Source organism: Streptomyces sp. NPDC057963, assembly GCF_042887155.1.
Classification (GTDB): domain Bacteria; phylum Actinomycetota; class Actinomycetes; order Streptomycetales; family Streptomycetaceae; genus Streptomyces.
The window spans coordinates 1-19,335 of record NZ_JBHVPX010000049.1 but is presented as its reverse complement, the minus strand read 5'-3'; the positions used below and the strand labels follow the sequence as shown (position 1 = coordinate 19,335).

The following is a 19,335-nucleotide window of genomic DNA, read 5'->3' as shown; positions in this document are numbered from 1 at the left end:
CACCGCCACACGTCACCAGCTTCGAGGTCCCCACCCATGACAGGAACAACGACCACGCCGACAACCCGTCACACCAAACGCGGTTGCAGTACTAGCCTTGCCCCCGTTGTTCGATGGCCGCCAGGGCCGCCGGCACGGATCTGTCCTGGCAGCCTACGCGGCATGGACCTTTCGGTTCGTCGTCATGCGGTACATGGTGGCACGGTCTCGAATGGCGTCTCGAACGGATTCGCTCGCATGGGGATTCGCCGGACGTGGGGGCGGCCTTCGTCTGATCCTGTGCTCCGACCAAGGTGCACGTGACCACGACGAAGGCCGTGAGGGTGAGTCTGCTGCCAGATGCTGTCTGGAGGGAAGCGTTCGCGGAGTCGTCACGCTTCCAGGGCGAGTTCTACGAGTGCCTGGCCGCTCGGCGCGACGAGTTGTTCGAGCTGATGGACGCGGTGCTGTGTGCGGACGGTGCGGTGAAGTCCCCGGTGGACCTGACGTTGTTGCCCGAGCATCGTCGTGGGCATGGAGCGATGTACGGCGGTCTCAACCAATCCCGGATATCCCAGCACACACCGCTCCCCGTACCTCAACTACACCCCCACGAAAGGACAGTGGTCCACCGACCCGCAGATGAAGCGCCGGACCGTCAGCCGGATCACAAAGCCCTGATCAACGAGCGGAAGGTCTTTCAGCCTGCGCTGGTATCGGTCGTGGACTCGGTCCGAAAATCGGCCGCAGTCCGGACAGGCAGCCCCGGCCGCGCGACCTCTCGCCACCACCTCGACCGTGCCGAACGCGGCCGTATCCGCCTCGACACCCACCTCGTCGATCCCGTCGAACACCAGCGAGTCCCAGAACGGTCCATCGGACTGCACGACCAGCACCATCACCGTCCACAGCCGACCACGGCATCGACCGACAAGCACCTGATGGAGCGTCAGTTCTGGCTGTAAGGCGACAAGGCGTACGCCGTCTCACACGAGCCAGTCCCTCGCAATCGAACATCGACGTAACGCACCGCGACGGCTCCCCAAGGTCTGTGCCAGAACCCATTTCTCGTGAACATTCCCGAGCCCGTCGACCTCCGGTCGCTACCCGGCGTGCCGGGCGAAGCTGTGGCGGAAAGTGAGAAAAGCCACACCCCGACATGGTCCCCCGCGTCCGCTAAAGTCGAGTGAGACCCGCCCTGAACTGGGATTTTGCGTCGCCCACAGAGATGTGATCGCCGCGGGTCAAGCTTTACTGGAGGTTCGTATGACCGATCTGGCATTTCGCTCCGCAGGCCAGCTCGCTGCCGCCGTCGCGGCAAAGGAGGTATCGAGCGTCGAGTTGCTCGACCACTACCTCGCCCGGGTGGAGCAACTCGATCCGAAGGTGAACGCGATTGTCGCCCGGGACGAGGAGGGTGCGAGGGCCGCAGCGCTGGAGGCCGACCGCACGGTCTCGCGCGGCGAACCGCTCGGCCGCCTGCACGGCGTCCCTGTCACGATCAAGGACAGTCTCGAAGTTGCGGGCATGCGGACCACCGGGGGTTCGACCCGCTGGGGGGAGCATGTCTCGACGAGCGACGCCGAGTCGGTCGCGCGCCTCAAGAACGCGGGAGCGATCGTGTTCGGCAAGTCCAACATGCCGCCGGACGCCCGGGACTGGCAGACCTACAACGAGGTCTACGGGACCACGAACAATCCGTGGGACCCGACCCGCGGACCTGGCGGTTCGTCCGGCGGGTCCGCCGCGGCGCTCGCCGCTGGGCTGACCGGCCTGGAGCTCGGCGGCGACTCGGCGGGCTCGATTCGGGTGCCTGCCCACTTCTGCGGCGTCTACGGGCTGCGCACGTCGTTCGGGATTGTGCCGAGGTACGGGAGCGTCTCGGGACATGCCCCTGGGACGCTGGCGGATTTCGATATGGCGGTGCTTGGCCCGCTCGGCAGGCACGCCGACGACCTCGACCTGGGTCTCGACATCCTCGCAGGAGCGGACCACGACCGCGCCCCGGCTTGGCGGCTGGAGCTGCCCGCCACCAGGTCGACCACTCTGCGGGGCTTTCGGGTCGCGGCATGGCTCGAAGACCCGTTCTGCCCCGTCGACAGCGAGCTGGTCGCGATCATGCAGGCGACGCTGGAAGCGGTGCGGGCCGAGGGCGCCGTCGTGGTCGAGGGCAAGGGACCGGTCGGGCTCGAAGAAACGATGGCCCTCTATGAGCCGTTGCTGATGGCGCAGAGCGGGTTGGTCGAGTCGGACGAGTCGTATGCCGGGCTCGTAGACTTCGCCGCCGCTGAAGGGGCCGCGGGCGGGTTCGCGTCGGACCTGACGGTCAGCTTCCGTGAGTGGCACGCGCTCGACGAGCGTCGGCAGCACTCCCGGCGCCGCTGGGCCGAGTTCTTCCGCGACGTCGACGTGCTCCTCTGCCCGGTGACCCCCACGGCCGCCTTCCCCCACGACCAGCAGGCCGATCCCACCTGGTCGGTCCGGACACTGCAGGTCGACGGCGCCGACCGGCCGTATCGCGAGATGCTCACGTGGATGGCGCCGTCGGCGGTCAACCATCTGCCCGCGGCGGTGGCACCTGTCGGGACGACCCGGGACGGGCTTCCGGTCGGTATCCAGGTGATCGCGCCCTACCTGCACGACCGCACCGCGGTCCAGTTCGTGCGGTGCCTTGCGGAGGTGATCGGCGGATTCCGCCGCCCGCCGGGCTTCTGAGCGCCGCCACCGGGCTTTGCCGGCCCGCGGCGTAGCCGGCGGCGAACTGGACACCGTGTTCTCGTCGTACGCGGAACGCTTCCCGGCCCGGCCTGTGCCTGCGGGCAGGCGCAGGCCGGGCCGGTCGTGGTCGACCCGCCGCGGATCGCGAGGCACTGAGTAGGCCCGCACGGCTCGCTCACCGCGTCCCCGAAGCCGCTGGGCCCGATCACGGGTACCTTCATGCGGTGGTATCTCTTGTCGCCGGGACCGGAGATACCACCGCGGTCGGTCTCAGGGCAGGAATTCGTAGAACGGGCCGTCAGGCGCGAAGTTGCGAGAACACAACGTCACGTCCCTGCCCTTGAGATAATCCAGAAACCACTCACCGAATCCCCAGCACACACCGCACCCCGTACCTCAACTACACCCCCACGTAACGACAGCAGCTCCTGGCCGGCGTTGGCATCAGCGTGGGCAGGTACCTCTGGTTTCAGCGAGGGCGCTCCTGCTCGCTGTGATAGGCGCGGGCCAGTAGCCCAGCGAACGCAGCGGTCCGCTCGACGCCGTATCGACCGCCTCGGCTCTGGTGAAGCAACGCCTGGTCTACCTGCTCGGGAGTGAATCCGTTTCTCGCCGGGTCCTGAACGATCTCTTCAATGGACGGTGGTGCGTGCCGGTGAGCACGCTCGCTCACGGCCCCGGGCGCAGTTCCGGCGAGGGCAGGCCTTTGGTCGGTTCATGCGGCAGCCTGCAGCGGGAGTTTCGACGCAGAACTCGTCACCTTCCGCGACGAACGCGGCCGTGAGCTTCTCGACCTACCGACGCACCGCGCCCACACCGGACACCCCCGCAGCCGTCCGCTTCCTACCGGCGTTCGACAACGCGGTACTCGGCTACAGGACCGCAGCCGCATCATCGACCACGCCCACCTCGGCCTGTCCGTCGCCGGCCTACGCGCCGTCCTCGTTGCCGGACGCGTCGCCGCCATATGGACCGTGCACCACGAACAGCTCTTTGAGTGTCGGCTGTGCGTCGCGGGCGGCGGTTCCTGCCACACGGTCAACGGCGCTCACCAGTCCCGAAGCTGTGATTGCGTTCGACTGCGCCGTCGCGCTTGAGAGTGCGGATGATCGGCGCGGTCTCGACCGTGTCGACGCCCAGGAGAGTACCGATGCGGTCGGAGAGGTACACGTAGAGGGACTCGTCGTCGGAGCAGAGGACAATGGCCAGGAGGTTGGTCCGCCCCGTAGTGGCGGCGGCGTAGGCCACTTCAGGGTGGCCTGCCAGCGCGGCGCCGGCGGCAGCAAGCTGCGAGGGCTGCACCGACATCCAGATGGCGGTGCCGGACGGGTCACCCAGCAGACGCTCGTCCATGTTCAGGACGAAGAAGAGTGCTCCGGCCGTGCGCAGGTGCGCAATGCGGCGGCGCACCGTCGACTCGTGACAGCGGGCCTCGACGGCCAGCGCGGCGTGCGACGCGCGGCCGTCGCGGTTCAGCGCGGCGAGCAGGACGTTGTCGAGATCCGTGAGTTGCACCGGCGCTGCCTGGGAGTGAGGGGTCGGGTACGAGGGCGCGAGGGCATCCGTCTGTTCCCGGCTCAACGCGGCAGTGGGACCGTCCCAGGTGGTCGGTCCGCCCTTGAAGAGCCGCAGCATGCGATGGGCGGTGATCGAGGTGACCCGGCGGCTCGAAGGGAGCCTGTCTATCAGCAGCGCGTCCCGGTCGCTGTCACTGTGCACTGCGAGGTGGCAGATGATCTCGGTTCCGCCGGAGGCGAGTTGGACCCATCGCGTGTCCTCGCGCTCGGCCAGTGCCTGGGCCAGACCGAGCGAGGCGCTGGGTACGCACTGCAGCCGCAGTGCCCACACGGTCTGCCCGACGGGCCGGGGATTGAGCCGGCCGACGACCCGGAGCCCGGCCGTCTCGCGCAGCCGGGCGTAGCGGCGGGCGGCCATCTGGTCGGAGACGCCCAGCACTGAGGCAATCCGGCGCAGTGGTGCGCGGCCATCAATCTGTAGTGCATGAATGAGCTGGAGATCGATGTGTTCCACGCCTTTCGACTCTATCTCGCGCAGTATCCGGCATACGCGTCCGGACTCGTTGCACCCCCTCCCGGCCGGTCCGGATCCTGACGACGCAGGCCCGTGCGGTGGCTGGCCCCGTGAAGCCGCCCCCTGATGGCGACTGCTGCAGGCGCAGCCGCCGCCATCAGGAAAGAGAAGAAGAGGAGGACGGGAGGCGTCGGCGCAACGCCCGCGCCCCCGACGGCACATGAGCACATTCCGTGACCTTCGGCACTACATCGAAAACATGACCGAGACGCTCGGGAAGGACGAGGTTCTCCGGATCGACGGCGCGGACCGGGATCTGGACATCGGCGGCATCACCGAACTGATGGCGGAGAAGGAAGGCCCCGCCCTGATGTTCGACAACATTCCCGGCTTCCCCGCGGGATACCGGGTGTTCACCAACTTCATGGGGACGGCGGCCCGGACCGCGGTGGCGCTCGGGCTGCCGCCCGGCACCGCGAAGCTGGACATCGTGCGGGCCTGGAAGGACCTGAGCAAGCGGATCGAACCGATCCCGCCGGTCGAGGTCCCCACCGGACCGGTCCTGGAGAACGTCCTGACCGGCGACGACGTGGACCTCGGTGTCTTCCCGGCGCCCCGGTGGCACGACGGGGACGGCGGCCGCTACATCGGCACCGCCTGCATGGTCATCGCCCGGGATCCCGACAGCGGCTGGGTGAACATCGGCACCTACCGGGCCTGCGTCCAGGGCCCGGACCGGCTCTCGCTGTGGATGCTCGGCAACCGGCACGCCAGGGCCATCGCCGAGAAGTACTGGGAGCGCGGCCGGAACTGCCCGATCGCGGTGGTGGTGGGCCAGGACCCGATCCTGTCGACCGCCGCGGCGATCGCCGCACCGTCCGGGATGTCGGAGTACGACCTCGCCGGCGGACTCCGCGGAGAGCCGGTCGAGGTGCTGTACCCCCAGGGCAGCGACCTTCCGGTGCCGGCGCACGCGGAGATCGTGATCGAGGGCGAACTGCCGCCGGTCGAGGAGGAGTCCGTACTGGAGGGGCCCTTCGGGGAGTGGACCGGCTACTACACGCACTCGGGCCAGGAGACGGTGGTCCGGGTGACCCGGATCCTGCACCGGAACGACCCGATCATCCTGGGCGCCCCGCCGATGCTCCCGACCGTCCCGGCCGGCGACCAGGCCGTACCCCTGTACTCGGCATCAGTGACCTGGGACCACCTGGAGGCCTCCGGCGTCCAGAACATCAAGGGAGTGTGGGCGTATGCCCGCCAGCTCCTGATGGTCGTCTCCATCGAACAGACCGGCGCGGGCGACGCCATGCACGCGCTCCTGGCGGCGGCAGGGCGCAAGCGCACCGGCGGCATGGAGCGGTACTTCGTCGTGGTCGACGAGGACATCGACATCACCGACATCAACCACGTCCTGTGGGCGGTGTTCACCCGCGTCGACCCGTCCGAGTCCCTCCAGGTACTGCGCGCGCCCACCACCGCCATCGACCCGCGGCTCTCGCCCGAACGGCGCGCCGCCGGCGACCTGTCGATGGGCATCGTGCTGATCGACGCGACCAAGCCGTTCGCGTGGAAGGACCGGTACCCGGCAGCCAACCGCGTCGACGAGACGACTCGCGACGAGCTGCGCAAGCGCTGGGCAGGGCTCCTGTCGATGTAGCCCGGCACCGCGGGGTAGGGGGGCAGCGCGCTGCCCCTCCCCCCCCGCAAGTCCGTCCTCTGCCCCCATCCCCGCCGCGACTGGAGCCCGCTGTGACAACCGCTTCCCCAACCCGCCTCATCGTCGGAGTCACCGGTGCCACCGGGGCCCCGCTCGCTGTTCGCCTACCGGAAATCCTGCGGGAGGTGCCGCAGGTGGAGACCCATCTCGTGCTGAGCACCTGGGCCCGCTCCACCATCGAGGTGGAGACGCCCTACACCAGCAGACACTGCGCCGAACTCGCCGATGTGACACATCCTCGTGGATCACATCGTCATGCGGATCCTCGGCCAGTTCGATCTCCCCGTGGGCACCGCGGACATCGCGGAGCGGTGGCAGGGCCTGGTCCATACGCGCAGCCACGGACCCATGTCAGGAACGGATCGGCTGCAGCAGCGCAGCCCATGACCGCACCCAGGGCACGGTGGGCGTCCGCTGCGAACAGGGATGGCGTGAGTCCGGCCTCGGGGCACGGCAGCGTCGAACTTCGTATGCCCGATGCGGAGGAGGACGAGCTCGGCGGTGTCGACCGCTCCGGTCCTCGCTCCGCGCGGCGGCGCAGCAGCTCGGCTGGAGGGCCGAGAGTTTCGCCATGGTCGGCACCCAGCGCGGGACGATGGTGGGGGTGGTGGACCGCCGCGACGTTCCCGCCCCATTCGCTGGGGAGGTCCAGGGTGACATGGCCCGCCGTATGCGTGCTGCCGTCGACCGGGTCGGCCGCCCAGGCGGCGAGCCACGCCGACCCTCACCCACTGCCGGAGCCGACCCTCACATGCCCACTGCGGCCTTCAGAATCGCGTACGCCGAAGCCTCGAGAGACGAGGCTGCCCCCAGCAGCGACGACTTGCTGACCTGAAGAGACCATTGCCGTATACGAGTCGGCACGTGGGCTGTGCAGTACAGGACCTACGGGGCCGGCGGTCAGGGAGCTGGCCCACGTGATGGGAATCTCTGGAAATGGATCTGTCGGGAGTTCCGTGAAATCCCAGGTCAGAGGGGGTATGCGGGAACGTTCCTCTCGGGCAGTTCTCGACGATGGGGGTTGGTTCGCTCGAGGATGTGCTGTTTCCCGGGAGCGATGTTCGGTTGGAGCGGGTGAGCGTCTCTGCTGAGGTGCTCCGTGTGAAAGCGGCGGCCTGCGGCCCGCCATGGCCAGGTGACGGCGATTCGCAGGTGGAGGCGGCGGCCTTCGCGGGTGAGGCGGGCGGCGGCATGCAGCAGCTGGTAGCGGAGCTTCTTGGGCTCGGCATCGGCGAGTTCGCCGTGCAGGAGCAGGGCGCGGGTGCAGGCGGGCAGGTCGATCGCGGTCAGGGACAGCTCCAGCCAGGCCGCGTTGATATGGAAGTGGCGGGAGGGGAAGCGGCCGAAGCCGGTGGTCTTGCCGCAGCGGATGCGGTCTTCGAGCCGGGCGTGTGCGCGGTGGCGGACCTCCAGATGCTGCACGGAGCCCTCTCCGTAGGGGGTGTCCGTGAGGAAGACCTGGTGGCGCATGCCTTCATCGAGGTTGAACAGGGAGAGCCGGGCACCGGGGTGCGGTCGCTCGCGGCGGACGTTGATCCGGGTGCCGTCGGGATATCGGGTCAGGTCGATCATGCCGGTCAGCTCGGCGACCTCGGCTGAACCGCTAAGGAACCGTCCTGTTCCAGGGCCGGGTGCCAGACCTGCCGGGGCAGGGCCCGGATCGCGTGGCGGACCGGTTCGGTGACGGGGTGTCCGACGGAGAAGCGCGTCTGGATGCCCTGTTGGCGCAGGTTGCGTAGGTGGGCCAGGACGTGCGTGGGTGGCGGCCGGGAGCGTCAGTGCCATGGACATACGGCCCGTAATGTCCCTGCCTGAGACCGCTGCGCTCTCACACCCGCGCCCTGCCGCACCCGCTCCGTTCGCTCGAGATGGACGACGAGACTGTCGCGGAACGGGGAAGGCCCATTCCGTGATTCGCGCGCGGGCGTCGTAGCTCAGCTGTCGCGAATCACCCCGTCGAAGCACGACCGTGAGAAGGATTTCCCCACACCATCTAATCAGCCATGGTCGTCGACACCATCGCCTGATGCCTTGTTGTTGCACACAGGGTCGACCAGAAGTCAACAGTGAATGCTGGGTCATTCACACTGCCTTCCAGCTGGCTGCATAATTCTTTGCCCACACCGCCGGACTCACTGTCAAGCGCGATATCCCCCACAGCTGAAAACTGCTGAGCAGCCGCCCTGGCCTGCAATGTTGTGGTGTTACGGTGGAATCTGGCTAACTCTCAACACCTGAGGTTGACGAAGTGAGAAATCGGCTTGTCGTCAAGGGCGCGCGGCAGCATAATCTCCGTGACGTGTCCGTGGAACTGCCGCGGGACGCGCTGATCGTGTTTACGGGTGTGTCCGGATCCGGAAAGTCAAGTCTGGCGTTCGATACTATATTTGCCGAAGGTCAGCGGCGCTATGTCGAATCCCTCTCGGCATATGCGCGACAGTTTCTCGGGCAGCTTGAGAAGCCCGACGTCGATGCCGTCGAGGGGCTGTCCCCGGCGATCGCCATCGATCAGAAGACGTCGAGTCGCAACCCGCGCTCCACAGTCGGCACCATCACCGAGGTCTACGACCACCTGCGGTTGCTGTACGCCCGCATCGGCCGCCCCCATTGCCCCGAGTGCGGCGAACCAGTCAGCCGGCAGACCCCGCAGCGCATCGTCGACCTGCTGCTGGACGAGGACGAAGGGACCCGTTTCCAGGTGCTGGCCCCGGTCGTCCGTGACCGAAAGGGCGAGCACGCCGAGGTTTTCCGTCAGCTGTCCGCTGACGGATTCAGCCGGGTGCGGGTGGACGGGACGGTCCTCGCACTGGCCACCCCGCCCGCGCTCGACAAGCGCAAGAAGCACTCCATCGACGTAATCGTGGACAGGCTGGCCGTCAAGCGGGATATCCGGCAGCGGCTGACGGAGTCAGTGGAAACTGCACTGGGAGTCGGTGGCGGTGTCCTGCGGGTCGAGTTCATCGACCGGGAGCCTGGCCGGGCCGGACGCGAGCTGGTCTTCTCCGAGGCGATGGCCTGCCCACGCTCCCACGACATCGGCCTGGAGTCGCTGGAGCCGAGGCTGTTCTCCTTCAACGCCCCTTGGGGCGCCTGCCCTGCCTGCACGGGCATCGGTTCGGCCATGGAAGTCGACCCCGATCTCGTCGTACCCGACGAGACCAAGTCGCTGGCCGAGGGCGCCATCGCCCCATGGACCAACACCAGCGGCGCCGACTACTTCACCCATCTCCTCGAAGCTCTGGCCGCCGACGCCGGATTCAGCACCGCCACTCCCTGGCACCAGCTCTCCTCCGAGACGCGGGAGATGGTGCTGCACGGGGCGAACCGTCGGCTGCACCTCTCGTTCCGGAACCGGCTGGGCCGCGAGCGTTCGTACCTGGCCCGCTTCGAAGGCGTGATCCCGCACATCGTGCGCCGCTTCGCCGAAGGCATCGAGTCCGGTGGCGCGTCGAATCGCTTCGGTGGATACATGCGTGCAGTGCCCTGTGCAGCCTGCGGAGGCGCCCGCCTGGCCCCAGCCGTCCTGTCGGTCACCGTGGGAGGGCACAGCATCGCTCAGGCAGCCGCGCTGCCGCTCGGTGAACTCGCCCGCTTTGTGGCGGCGTTGCAGCTGACGGGCAGTGAGCGGCGGATCGCGGAAGCCGTCCTCGCGGAGATCGGTGAGCGGTTGCGATTCCTGCTCGACGTGGGCTTGGACTATCTCTCACTCGACCGGCCTGCCGCCTCCCTCTCCGGCGGGGAGGCCCAACGGATCCGGCTGGCAACGCAGATCGGCGCCGGCCTGACCGGCGTGCTCTACGTGCTGGACGAGCCCTCCGTCGGGCTTCACCAGCGCGACAATCAGCGGCTCATCGAAACACTCAAGCGGCTACGCGACCGTGGCAACACCGTGATCGTCGTCGAACACGACGAGGAGACCCTGCAGGTCGCCGACTGGGTGGTCGACATCGGCCCCGGCGCCGGTACACACGGCGGCCGCATCGTCTGCTCAGGCACCGTGCAGGAGGTCGCCGAGCACCCCGAGTCCGTCACCGGCGCCTATCTCTCCGGACGCCGAACCATTCCCCTGCCCGCACGGCGCCGAAAGCCGACAGCGGGCCGGGCCCTCACCGTGCACGGGGCCTGCGAGCACAACCTACGTGACATCACCGTGTCCTTCCCGCTCGGTCTGTTCACCGTGGTCACCGGCGTCTCCGGCTCCGGCAAGTCGACCCTGGTCAACGACATCCTGCACACCGCCCTCGCCCAGCAGATCCACCGTGCGCACAAGGTGCCCGGCCGCCACCGCACCATCGACGGCGTCGAACACCTCGACAAGGTGGTCCAGGTCGACCAGACCCCGATCGGCCGCAGCCCTCGGTCCAACCCGGCAACCTACACGGGCGTCTTCGACCACCTGCGCAAGCTGTTCGCTCAGACCCCGGGGGCAAAAGTCCGTGGCTACCAGCCCGGCCGGTTCTCCTTCAACGTCAAGGGCGGCCGCTGCGAGCACTGCTACGGCGATGGCACCGTCAGGATCGAGATGAACTTCCTACCGGACGTGTACGTGCCGTGCGAGGTGTGCAGAGGCGCCCAATACAACCGCGAGACCCTGGATGTCCACTACAAGGGCAAATCCATCGCCGACGTCCTCGCCATGACCGTGACAGAAAGCCTGGAGTTCTTCGACGGCCACCAGATCATCTCCCGCCACCTACGGGCCCTGGACAACGTCGGGCTCGGCTACGTCAAGCTCGGCCAAGCGGCCACCACCCTGTCCGGAGGCGAGGCGCAGCGTGTCAAACTCGCCGCCGAACTCCAACGCCGTAGCCGCGGTCGAACCCTCTATGTACTGGACGAACCCACCACCGGCCTGCATGTCGCCGACGTTGACCGGCTGCTGACTGCCCTGCAACGCCTCGTCGACGGCGGCAATACGGTCGTCGTCATCGAGCACAACCTCGACGTGATCAAAACGGCCGACTGGATCGTCGACATGGGCCCAGAAGGCGGACACCGAGGCGGAGAGGTCGTCGCCGAGGGCACCCCGGAGGAGATCGCGGCCCACCATTGGTCACACACCGGGCAGTTCCTCAAGCACTTGCTGGGGAACCGATGAACGCCACGGATCTGCAGGACTCGCAGGACCCGCTGGACCAGGACGACGAGAGCGAGGCGCCTCCACCCGGTCTTCCCACGGACAGCGGCACCGTCGACCAGGTCAAGGACTACCTCCGGCTCATTGCCAAGGTCAAACTGCTCACCGCCGAACAGGAGGTGGAGCTGGCCAAGCGCATCGAAGCCGGACTGTACGCGGAGCGCCTTCTCGCCGAAGAGCCTGGCCTGGACCCGCACTACCGTCGCGAACTCAGCTTCCTCGCTGAAGACGGACACCGCGCCAAACAGCACTTCACCGAGGCCAACCTCCGCCTGGTGGTCGCCGTCGCCAAGCGCTTCACCGGACGAGGTCTCCACTTTCTTGACCTCGTTCAGGAAGGCAACACCGGACTCATCAGAGCCGTCGAGAAGTTCGACTACGTCAAGGGCTTCAAGTTCTCCACCTATGCCACTTGGTGGATCAAGCAGGGAGTCTCCCGGGCCCTTGCCGATCAGAGCCGCACCATCCGCATCCCAGTGCATACCGTGGAAATCATCAACCGCGTGGCGCGGATCCGCCGTGAGTTCCTCCGCGACACCGGGTCCGAGCCCACCCCGCAGGAACTGGCCGACAAGGCGGAAGTCCCGATGGAGAAACTGATCGCACTCGACGCCTACACCAAGGAGCCCGTTTCGCTGGACGTCAGTCTGTCCGACGATGGCAATACCGGGTTCGGTGATCTCATCATGGACAGCGACTTGCCCTCCCCCTGGGAAGTGGTCGCCTTCGGACTTCTCCAGGAAGCCATCCAGGCCGTCCTGGCCGGCCTCAGCCCTCGTGAAGCCGGCATCATCTCTCTACGGTTCGGCCTTCTCGGCGGTCGCCCGCGGACCCTGGAGGAGATCGGCAACACCTACGGCGTGACCCGCGAGCGTATACGCCAGATCGAGGGCAAAGCGATGAGCAAGCTCCGGCACCCCTCACGCTCCCATGAGCTGCGGGATTACCTCAGCGACGGGTGAAGCGCACCGCTTGATGTTCCAGGCCCGCTTGATCTGCGACATCCAAGCCGCCCACCAAACCGCAGCAGGGAGCCGGTGTACCGGCTTGCCCACCTCTCGTTCAGGACTACAGTCCCGACGAGAGTGGGCCAGCACGGCGATGCGTCCAAGGTGGCCGGTGCCCTGGTCTCCGTCCTGCTGCCCAAGCAGGACATGCGGCGTCATGCCTGGACTCTGACCAGCCGGCAGGAGATCCACCCTGACGACTTCGAGCGCACCGGCGAACTGCTCGCCTGGCTTGCGAACAAGACCGGTGATTTTCACCGCGACCCCGATGGCGGTGTCCGCCTGGGACGGATCCGGTTCCATGGAGAGCGTCAGCCCGATCCGCTGGTGGTGCGTGACGGCACCGTCGTCTGGCCGTCGTAGCTGGGTTCCTTCTTCGCGGCTGGGGTGGCGACTTTCCTGGTAGGGTGCCCGGCCATGAGAGTGGGGCGGCCCATCGATCGTGCTCTTGGAGCGCACCAGGCGCGCAGGCGGAAGGGGGACTTCTTCCGCTGCTGCGGTGTAGGTTCTCGCGGTTCGTGTCCTGTTAAGAGGTTGTGAGCTGCGGCTGGCCCGGGTGTCTCACGCTGTGTCCAAGCTGGCCAGTCTCATCGTTGCGTCCGAATCCTCATCCCGGCCACGATTAGCAGGCGGTTGGCCCGCAGGAGACCAGTAGGACTCTGCCAGGTCGCTCCGGCTCCTGATTTTGGATGCTGGTGGGCGGTGACGTCATGGGGCAGCACCGTGGCGGTGATGCCATGCGGTAGCCCCGTGCGGCCGTAGCCACACGGGGCTGCCCGGGCGCTTCAGCTGAGTTGTGCCTCAGCGAAAGGCGGCGATGTTACGGGCGACCCAGTCGTTGAAACGGCGCGGAGCGCGGCCGAGGACTCGTTCCACGTCCGAGCTGATCCGCAGTTCGGCAGGGTTCGGGGCGGAGACGATGTCCAGGGTGTCGTCGGCGAGCTCCGGCGGCACGAACCGGGCCATCGCGGCCTTGGCCTCCTCACGGGTGAGTTCGTGGAACCGCACCGGCGAGCCGAGCGCGGCGGCGATGGCCTCCGCCTGCTGACGGGGCGTGATCACCTCGGGCCCGGTCAGCTCGAAGATTCCGCCGGTGTGCCGGTCGTCCAGCAGGCAGGCCGCCGCGACCTCGGCGATGTCTGCCGGGTCGACGACCGGAACCCCGACATCGCCGAAGGGTGCGGCGACCATCCCTTGCGTGCGGACAGACTCCGCCCACGCCAAGGCGTTGGAGGCGAAGCCGCCCGGTCGCAGGACGGCCCAGTCCAGGCCGGACTCTCTCAACGCGTCCTCCACTGCGCGCAACGCGATCCGCGACAGGCCGAGTGGCCTGGTCGCCACGCCCTGCGAAGACAGCAGGACGACTCGGCGGACCCCGCTGGCAGCGGCCAGGTCGATAATGTCGATCGGCCTGGCTTCGGAGGCGTGCAGGTCGCCGGACAGCAGGAGGAACAGCGCCTTCGCCCCGTCCAGAGCGGGGGTGAGGTCCTGCGGCTCGGCCAAGTCGGCCGGCACGTGCCGGACCCCGTCAGGCATCACCGCCGCGTGCCGTGACACCGCCGTCACGTGCTCGCCCGCGTTGGCCAGGGCCTGCGTCAAAGGCCGGCCCACGTTCCCGGTAGCTCCGGTCACCACGATCATGTTCAGCTCCTAGTCCGTTGTGCACTACGGCAATTGACGCTAGGAGGCAGGCTTACTTTTCGTAAGGACATACCCAGAGGTAAGCTCCGGACATGAGGGAAGGTACGCAGCTGAGGCAAGGCGAGGCGGGCAATCGGTATGAGGTGTTTCACACCGACTGCCCTGCGCGCGACGTGGTCGACCACGTGACCAGCAGGTGGGGTATCTGGGTGCTGATTTCCTTGCGGAGCACCGACCTTCGGTTTTACGAGCTGCGCGACAGCATCCAGGGCATCAGCGAGAAGATGCTTGCTCAGACACTGCGCGTACTGGTCCAGGACGACCTGGTCTGGCGGAAAGTCGAGCCGACGACGCCACCCCAAGTCACCTACGGGCTGACTGGGTTCGGCCAGGATGTCGGTGCGCCACTGACAGACTTGTTCGACCGGATCACACAGCGGCTCGCACGGAGCGGCTGAGCGCAGCAGATCAGGCGAAGCACCTGACCACCCCAGGCCCTCAACAGCTTCGTCATCTCGACGACGAATACTGACTGTGACAGCAAGAAAGGTTCATGCGTACCCCCAGTGCGGACCAGTGGCAGAAAGGCCGCGCCACCAAGACACCGTCCATGGAGGACCTGTCCCATGTGTGGCTCACTCCAACGAGTGAACAGACTGCCCAGCCAGTCTCAGTTCCGTGGCCGATCGGCCACGCAATGGCCACCGGCCGTGAGATTCGGTCAGCCGAACTGAGATCCCACATGCGGCACCATGCAGCCCGGCTCTCGAAGAAATCCGGCGGCTATTCCTTGCTCTCGTTGTCGGATGATGCCGCCGACCGGTCTGTTGCGGTATACGTCATATCGGCGAAACATGAGTAATGTCCCTGGAAGGTCACAGTGATGGTCGCTGTCGGGCCTTGTCGGTGCTTAGCAATGATCAGGTCGGCTTCCCCGGCGCGTGGGGATTCCTTCTCGTACGCGTCCTCCCGGTGGAGAAGGATGACCAGGTCGGCGTTGTCCTCCAACGCTCCGGAGTCACGAAGGTCAGTCAGCATCGGCTTCTTGTCGGTCCGCTGCTCCGCCCCTCGGTTGCTCTTGGAGAGCGTGACAATGGGAACCTTGAGTTCTTTCGCCAGGAGTTTGGCCAGGAGTTTGAGGCACCGGGAGATCTCCGAGATCTCCGCGTACCGGGAGCCCAGCGGGCGTGTGCCGTAGGTGAGCATCTGCAGGTTGTCGACAACGATGAGCCTGATGTCGCGTTGACTGACCAGGCGGCGGCACTGGGCCCTGAGGGCCGTGTACGTGGGCCACCCGTCGTCCTGGATGTACAGGGGGGCTGCAGAGACTTCGGGCATCCGCCGGGCGAGCCTGATCCAGTCGTCGTCGGTCATGGTGCCGGACCGCATGTGGTGCAGAGCAACGCGCGCTTCGGCCGAGAGGATCCGGATACGGACTTCCTTCCGGTCGGATTCATAGGTGAACAGCACGGCCGGGAGGTTGTGCTTAATCGCCGCGTTGCGCAGGAAGTCCAGGGCGAGGGTGGATGTTCCCATGGCCGGGCGGGCAGCGATGACGGTCAGGTGTCCCCGCCGGAGGCCGCCGGTGAGGGCGTCGAGGTCGGTGAACCCGGTGAGGATCCCGAAGGGGTCGCCGTTGCGGCTACCTACGGGTGTGGCCGAGATACGCGCCAAAGGGGCAATGGAATGCTCTTGGAGCTCTGAGCGCCCGGCCCGTCACCCATTCGACCCAGTGTCGTTGGTGATGTCGACCGTCGTCTGGGGCCTGGGGTGGGTTGTGACATCGATCGAGCGGACCGCGTATCCGCGGTTCAAGCGGCTGATCAACGCGCACGAGCTGCCCCTCATCCGTCCGGGTGACCACCTGCGACTTCCGATGAAAGCGCGGAGCGGTGACCAGCATGATGTGGCGTATGAGTGAATTTGTCATCAAACCTACCGCTCTTTCTGCTATGGCCGCCCGTGCGGCCGCAGCTGGCCTGCCCGGCGCCGCTGCTTCCGCCCAGGCGAAGGACAGCGGTGGCGGCCCGGCCACGAACCCCGATTCGGCCTGGATGCTGCCGGGGGACCAGGCGGCAACGGAAGGCGACCCCGAAGCCGACGATGTCATCGCCCAGTTGATGCGCGCCGACCAGATGGTGCTGGCCAACCAGGTCTTCCACGCCTGGACCCGCAACGACCAGCCGGTGCCCGCCGAGGCGCCGCCCGTGCTGCGCGACTTCCTCCAGCGCAACGCTGTGCTGACCGGGGACGAACGCTCGACCGTCGACCGGCTCGCGCACGGCGACACGATCAAGCTCCTCCAGTCCAACATGGAAGTCTTCACGATGGCCGAGGCGTTCGGCGGCCTGTTCGTCGCCCTCGCCGACCCGCTGCTCGCCAAATCGGTGTGGCACGCGAAGTTCGACCTCGTCATGGACATCGGTCGGCGCTTCTCCCGCACCATGAACACCGGATGGGACATGCTCGCCGGCAACAGCTGGGAGCCGTCCGGCAACGCGCCGATCACCCTGGTCAAGCTGCGCCTCGTGCACGCCGCCGCCCGCCACATGGCCCTGGCCCACGGATGGGACACCGCCCGCGACGGCATGCCGATCAGCCAGCGCCTCAAGGTCGAGGAGCTCATGTACGTGAGCGCCTACAACGTCCAACTCGCGGCCAAGTACAACCTCAACCCCACCGCGGAACAGGCCGACGAGCTGATGGCCACCATGCGCATCGGCGGCAGGCTGCTCGGCATCGATGACAGGTACAACCCGCGCACCATGCGACAAGCCGAACTGGTCCTCGCTGATGCCGCCGCGCATCACCGTGCCTCCTCCGATGAGGGGGTCGAGCTGGCGCACAACATGCTGGACTGGATGGACCGCAAGGTCTTCCCCGGCGCCGGGCTCGTCGGAGCGTCCATGGTCCGGATGGCGGACGCGCACGTCGCCGACGTGCTGCGCATCCGCCCCAACCCGCCCCTCGACGCCGCCATCGCCACGCTCGCCCCGTACCTGTACCGCCCGGTCTACGAGGTCCAGCAGAAGTTCCCGCTCCTCGCCGAGACTCATGCCCAGATGTCCAGGGTCGCGGAGAAGATCGTCGCCTGGTACGCCGTCGACTTCCGCGACTACGACCTGCAGATGCCCACCGGCCGACCGACCGGTTGACCCACCCGGATGCGGCCGGTCCTGCCCGGCGCGGGTGAGCGAAGCCCCGCAGGCCGCCCGAAGGCGTGACAGCGCCCCTCGCCCCCCGATGACGGCCTCGCCGCGAAAGGCGGCGACGTCACGGCCCAGAGGCGCCTTTCGGGTGTTCACCGCCACCGCTGCGGGAACTCCTCCCCGCACCCGCGCCGCATACAGTGAACAACGGGCCCCGCAGCCCGGACCCGTCTCCGGGAGTGGCCGGCCGGCCACTCCCGGAGACGGGTGCGCCCGCCCGGGGGTCCGCCCGCCCGGTCCGGGCTCGGCGGAGGTGCCGCCCTCGGCGTCGTGCGTCGAACGCGACCCCGCCGCCGGGGCTGAGCCGCCTACGAGTGTCGGACGCCGAACTACTTCCCGTTGGAGGGCATCGCGATCCGACGCCTGATCTCCGCGCACCCCGAGGAGTACAACCAGCTCCTTGAGAAGGCGGAGGCGGATGTGCCGGAAGAAGAGTCCCGTCAGGTGCGCCTGGGAGACAAACCACCTGGAACTGTTAGTGATCTCCTCCATTTGGTCAGCCAGGCGGCGATGGCAACACTGTTGGGCGATTGACGCCACCCCGGCGGTCATCCCAAGATCGGTCGTATGCGGATCACTCGTATTCTCACCGGCACGGCCGCTGTCACAGCCGCAGTTCTGTTCAGCGCTCCCGCAGCCAACGCAGCTGACTCCGGGACGCCCAACAAAGCCCACACCCAGCTCGGGGGCATCGACCTCAAGACTCACTACAAGGGCCTGTTGGACTTCATGGATCTCCACACCAATGGCACTTTGGAAGCGACTGGCGACAAGGAAGAGGTCATCGGCGGCACTGGCGCGGACGGCTGAGCTCCGGGCCTCACGGATCCTTCGCAGCACTCCGCCCCGCTGGAGCTATCCGGCGGGGCGGAGTGCTGCGAAGGGTGCGGTGCGGGTCGGGGCGTCATCCACACCGAACAGGAGAACCACGTTTCAGGAACGTTGCCTGACAGCCTGTCTTCTCGTTGAGCGTGCCGTTGCTGATCATGCTCGGCGACATCACTACACCGAAGATTAACGATGAAGAAGACCAGGCACATGACCCGCGCCGCTGCCACAGCCATCGCCGTGACGGTGTCCGTCCTTGCGGTCCCCGCAACTGCGTCGGCCGACAACGGCCCCCACCCTGAGGTCGGTACGCACTGCACGTCCTGGGAATCGGCCTACGGCCCTGGTGGCTACACCTTTACCGATTTCCGCACCTGCGTGGTCGTCTCTGACCGCGAAGGGCGGTCCTCCGTGGTCATCGAGACCGACAGGAACACCTACTGGTGGTCCGGAGCCTGGTACAACACCTCGACCGGCTACAGCGCCAGCGTCTCGGCCGACGTCAACATGGGCGCCAACTCTGTCCAGGGCGGCCCCTCAGTCACACAATCGGTCACTTGGGAACAGAAGTCCCGCAGCAGCCGGGTAGGCCGGGGCATCGGGATCATCAAGTGCGGCGCCCGCCAGCTTGACGTGTCCTACTACCAGACCGGCGCGTACTACGGCTCGGACAAGGCGATCGACGTGAAGCGGTCGTACGACGACTTCGTAATCCCCTGTTCTTGGAACTAGGCAATTGCTAGGGGGTTTCGTGGCGGTCCGAGGGCGCCGGGCAGCGCCACTCGCCCTTCAGGCGTCGCAGGTCAAAAGCAGTCCAGGCGTCAGCCCGGCGCCCACCGCAGCCACCACGAACTGATGGCGATGGCGATCTTTGGGATATTCCCACCCTCTGCCCGGGGGATGGACGGACATGCTCCCCTTGAGTCCCCAGCCCGGCCTCGGACTTCATCTCGCCTCCGAGGTCGGCCTTCTAGTAGGGCTTTGTTACGTCTCTGGGCAAGGGGCCTTTCTGGTGGTTTCCTGATGGTATGAGGGTGGATGAACTCGCCGTGTGTCGGGGCCGGT

The 19,335-nt window shown here is 67.1% G+C and carries 13 protein-coding genes and 4 pseudogenes; 12 read left to right on the top strand and 5 right to left on the bottom strand.

Annotated features, from left to right (window positions below):
• Window positions 1-323: 323 nt before the first annotated feature.
• Window positions 324-551: pseudogene (locus tag ACFVT1_RS40370) on the top strand (transposase); the annotation flags it as partial.
• A 30-nt stretch (window positions 552-581) separates the two neighbouring features.
• Here ACFVT1_RS40370 and ACFVT1_RS40365 read toward each other — a convergent pair.
• Window positions 582-878: a transposase family protein gene (locus ACFVT1_RS40365; protein WP_389805629.1), complete on the bottom strand. Its 297-nt coding sequence runs from the start codon at window positions 876-878 to the stop codon at window positions 582-584.
• Window positions 879-1,245: 367 nt separating this feature from the next.
• Here ACFVT1_RS40365 and ACFVT1_RS40360 point away from each other — a divergent pair, with 367 nt between their 5' ends.
• Together ACFVT1_RS40360 and ACFVT1_RS40355 are read left to right on the top strand one after the other, a co-directional pair.
• A complete protein-coding gene (locus ACFVT1_RS40360) occupies window positions 1,246-2,694 on the top strand; it encodes an amidase (protein WP_389805626.1) in 1,449 nt (482 codons plus the stop codon).
• Window positions 2,695-3,446: 752 nt separating this feature from the next.
• A pseudogene (locus tag ACFVT1_RS40355) lies at window positions 3,447-3,674 on the top strand (DNA glycosylase AlkZ-like family protein); the annotation flags it as partial.
• Between the two features lie 61 nt (window positions 3,675-3,735).
• Here ACFVT1_RS40355 and ACFVT1_RS40350 read toward each other — a convergent pair.
• Entirely contained in the window at window positions 3,736-4,728 is a 993-nt protein-coding gene (locus ACFVT1_RS40350) for an Lrp/AsnC family transcriptional regulator (RefSeq protein WP_389805623.1), read from the bottom strand.
• A gap of 259 nt (window positions 4,729-4,987) precedes the next feature.
• On the opposite strand from ACFVT1_RS40350, the gene ACFVT1_RS40345 reads away from it, so the two are divergent.
• Complete coding sequence (locus ACFVT1_RS40345) at window positions 4,988-6,388, top strand: UbiD family decarboxylase (RefSeq protein ID WP_389805621.1); 1,401 nt, start codon at window positions 4,988-4,990, stop codon at window positions 6,386-6,388.
• 1,130 nt (window positions 6,389-7,518) lie between these two features.
• On the opposite strand, the pseudogene ACFVT1_RS40340 reads toward ACFVT1_RS40345, so the two are convergent.
• Window positions 7,519-8,196: pseudogene (locus ACFVT1_RS40340) on the bottom strand (transposase); the annotation flags it as partial.
• 500 nt (window positions 8,197-8,696) lie between these two features.
• Here ACFVT1_RS40340 and uvrA point away from each other — a divergent pair.
• From uvrA to ACFVT1_RS40325, 3 genes are all read left to right on the top strand, one after another.
• The gene (uvrA, locus tag ACFVT1_RS40335) at window positions 8,697-11,546 is read left to right on the top strand and encodes an excinuclease ABC subunit UvrA (protein ID WP_389805619.1); all 2,850 of its coding nucleotides are present in this window, start codon (window positions 8,697-8,699) and stop codon (window positions 11,544-11,546) included.
• The gene (locus ACFVT1_RS40330) at window positions 11,543-12,547 is read left to right on the top strand and encodes an RNA polymerase sigma factor (protein WP_389805617.1); all 1,005 of its coding nucleotides are present in this window, start codon (window positions 11,543-11,545) and stop codon (window positions 12,545-12,547) included. The genes uvrA and ACFVT1_RS40330 overlap by 4 nt, the downstream gene beginning before the upstream one ends.
• Window positions 12,548-12,670: 123 nt before the next feature.
• On the top strand, window positions 12,671-12,955 hold the full coding sequence (locus tag ACFVT1_RS40325; RefSeq protein ID WP_389805614.1) for a hypothetical protein: 285 nt from the start codon (window positions 12,671-12,673) through the stop codon (window positions 12,953-12,955).
• A gap of 438 nt (window positions 12,956-13,393) precedes the next feature.
• Here the strand turns inward: ACFVT1_RS40325 and ACFVT1_RS40320 are convergent, their stop codons facing one another.
• Window positions 13,394-14,233: an SDR family oxidoreductase gene (locus ACFVT1_RS40320; protein ID WP_389805612.1), complete on the bottom strand. Its 840-nt coding sequence runs from the start codon at window positions 14,231-14,233 to the stop codon at window positions 13,394-13,396.
• Between the two features lie 92 nt (window positions 14,234-14,325).
• On the opposite strand from ACFVT1_RS40320, the gene ACFVT1_RS40315 reads away from it, so the two are divergent.
• Window positions 14,326-14,691, top strand: a complete 366-nt coding sequence (locus ACFVT1_RS40315) for a winged helix-turn-helix transcriptional regulator (RefSeq protein WP_389805610.1) — start codon at window positions 14,326-14,328, stop codon at window positions 14,689-14,691.
• Window positions 14,692-15,016: 325 nt separating this feature from the next.
• Here ACFVT1_RS40315 and ACFVT1_RS40310 read toward each other — a convergent pair.
• A pseudogene (locus ACFVT1_RS40310) lies at window positions 15,017-15,883 on the bottom strand (DnaB-like helicase C-terminal domain-containing protein); the annotation flags it as partial.
• Between the two features lie 263 nt (window positions 15,884-16,146).
• On the opposite strand from ACFVT1_RS40310, the gene ACFVT1_RS40305 reads away from it, so the two are divergent.
• The 4 genes from ACFVT1_RS40305 to ACFVT1_RS40290 all read left to right on the top strand — a co-directional run bounded on the left by ACFVT1_RS40305 (window position 16,147) and on the right by ACFVT1_RS40290 (window position 19,002).
• On the top strand, window positions 16,147-17,388 hold the full coding sequence (locus tag ACFVT1_RS40305; RefSeq protein WP_389805609.1) for an oxygenase MpaB family protein: 1,242 nt from the start codon (window positions 16,147-16,149) through the stop codon (window positions 17,386-17,388).
• 393 nt (window positions 17,389-17,781) lie between these two features.
• The gene (locus ACFVT1_RS40300) at window positions 17,782-17,976 is read left to right on the top strand and encodes a hypothetical protein (RefSeq protein ID WP_389805607.1); all 195 of its coding nucleotides are present in this window, start codon (window positions 17,782-17,784) and stop codon (window positions 17,974-17,976) included.
• Window positions 17,977-18,009: 33 nt separating this feature from the next.
• Window positions 18,010-18,252, top strand: coding sequence for a hypothetical protein (locus tag ACFVT1_RS40295; protein WP_389805604.1), 243 nt, complete (start codon window positions 18,010-18,012; stop codon window positions 18,250-18,252).
• Window positions 18,253-18,462: 210 nt separating this feature from the next.
• A complete protein-coding gene (locus ACFVT1_RS40290) occupies window positions 18,463-19,002 on the top strand; it encodes a hypothetical protein (RefSeq protein ID WP_389805601.1) in 540 nt (179 codons plus the stop codon).
• Window positions 19,003-19,335 lie beyond the last annotated feature (333 nt).

Excerpts from the sequence above, each read along its gene's own strand:
- ACFVT1_RS40365 (WP_389805629.1), bottom strand. The coding sequence starts at position 878 with ATGGTGCTGGTCGTGCAGTCCGATGGACCGTTCTGGGACTCGCTGGTG.
- ACFVT1_RS40360 (WP_389805626.1), top strand. The coding sequence starts at position 1,246 with ATGACCGATCTGGCATTTCGCTCCGCAGGCCAGCTCGCTGCCGCCGTC.
- ACFVT1_RS40345 (WP_389805621.1), top strand. The coding sequence starts at position 4,988 with ATGACCGAGACGCTCGGGAAGGACGAGGTTCTCCGGATCGACGGCGCG.
- ACFVT1_RS40330 (WP_389805617.1), top strand. The coding sequence starts at position 11,543 with ATGAACGCCACGGATCTGCAGGACTCGCAGGACCCGCTGGACCAGGAC.
- ACFVT1_RS40320 (WP_389805612.1), bottom strand. The coding sequence starts at position 14,233 with ATGATCGTGGTGACCGGAGCTACCGGGAACGTGGGCCGGCCTTTGACG.
- ACFVT1_RS40315 (WP_389805610.1), top strand. The coding sequence starts at position 14,326 with ATGAGGGAAGGTACGCAGCTGAGGCAAGGCGAGGCGGGCAATCGGTAT.
- ACFVT1_RS40305 (WP_389805609.1), top strand. The coding sequence starts at position 16,147 with ATGAGTGAATTTGTCATCAAACCTACCGCTCTTTCTGCTATGGCCGCC.
- ACFVT1_RS40295 (WP_389805604.1), top strand. The coding sequence starts at position 18,010 with ATGCGGATCACTCGTATTCTCACCGGCACGGCCGCTGTCACAGCCGCA.
- ACFVT1_RS40290 (WP_389805601.1), top strand. The coding sequence starts at position 18,463 with ATGAAGAAGACCAGGCACATGACCCGCGCCGCTGCCACAGCCATCGCC.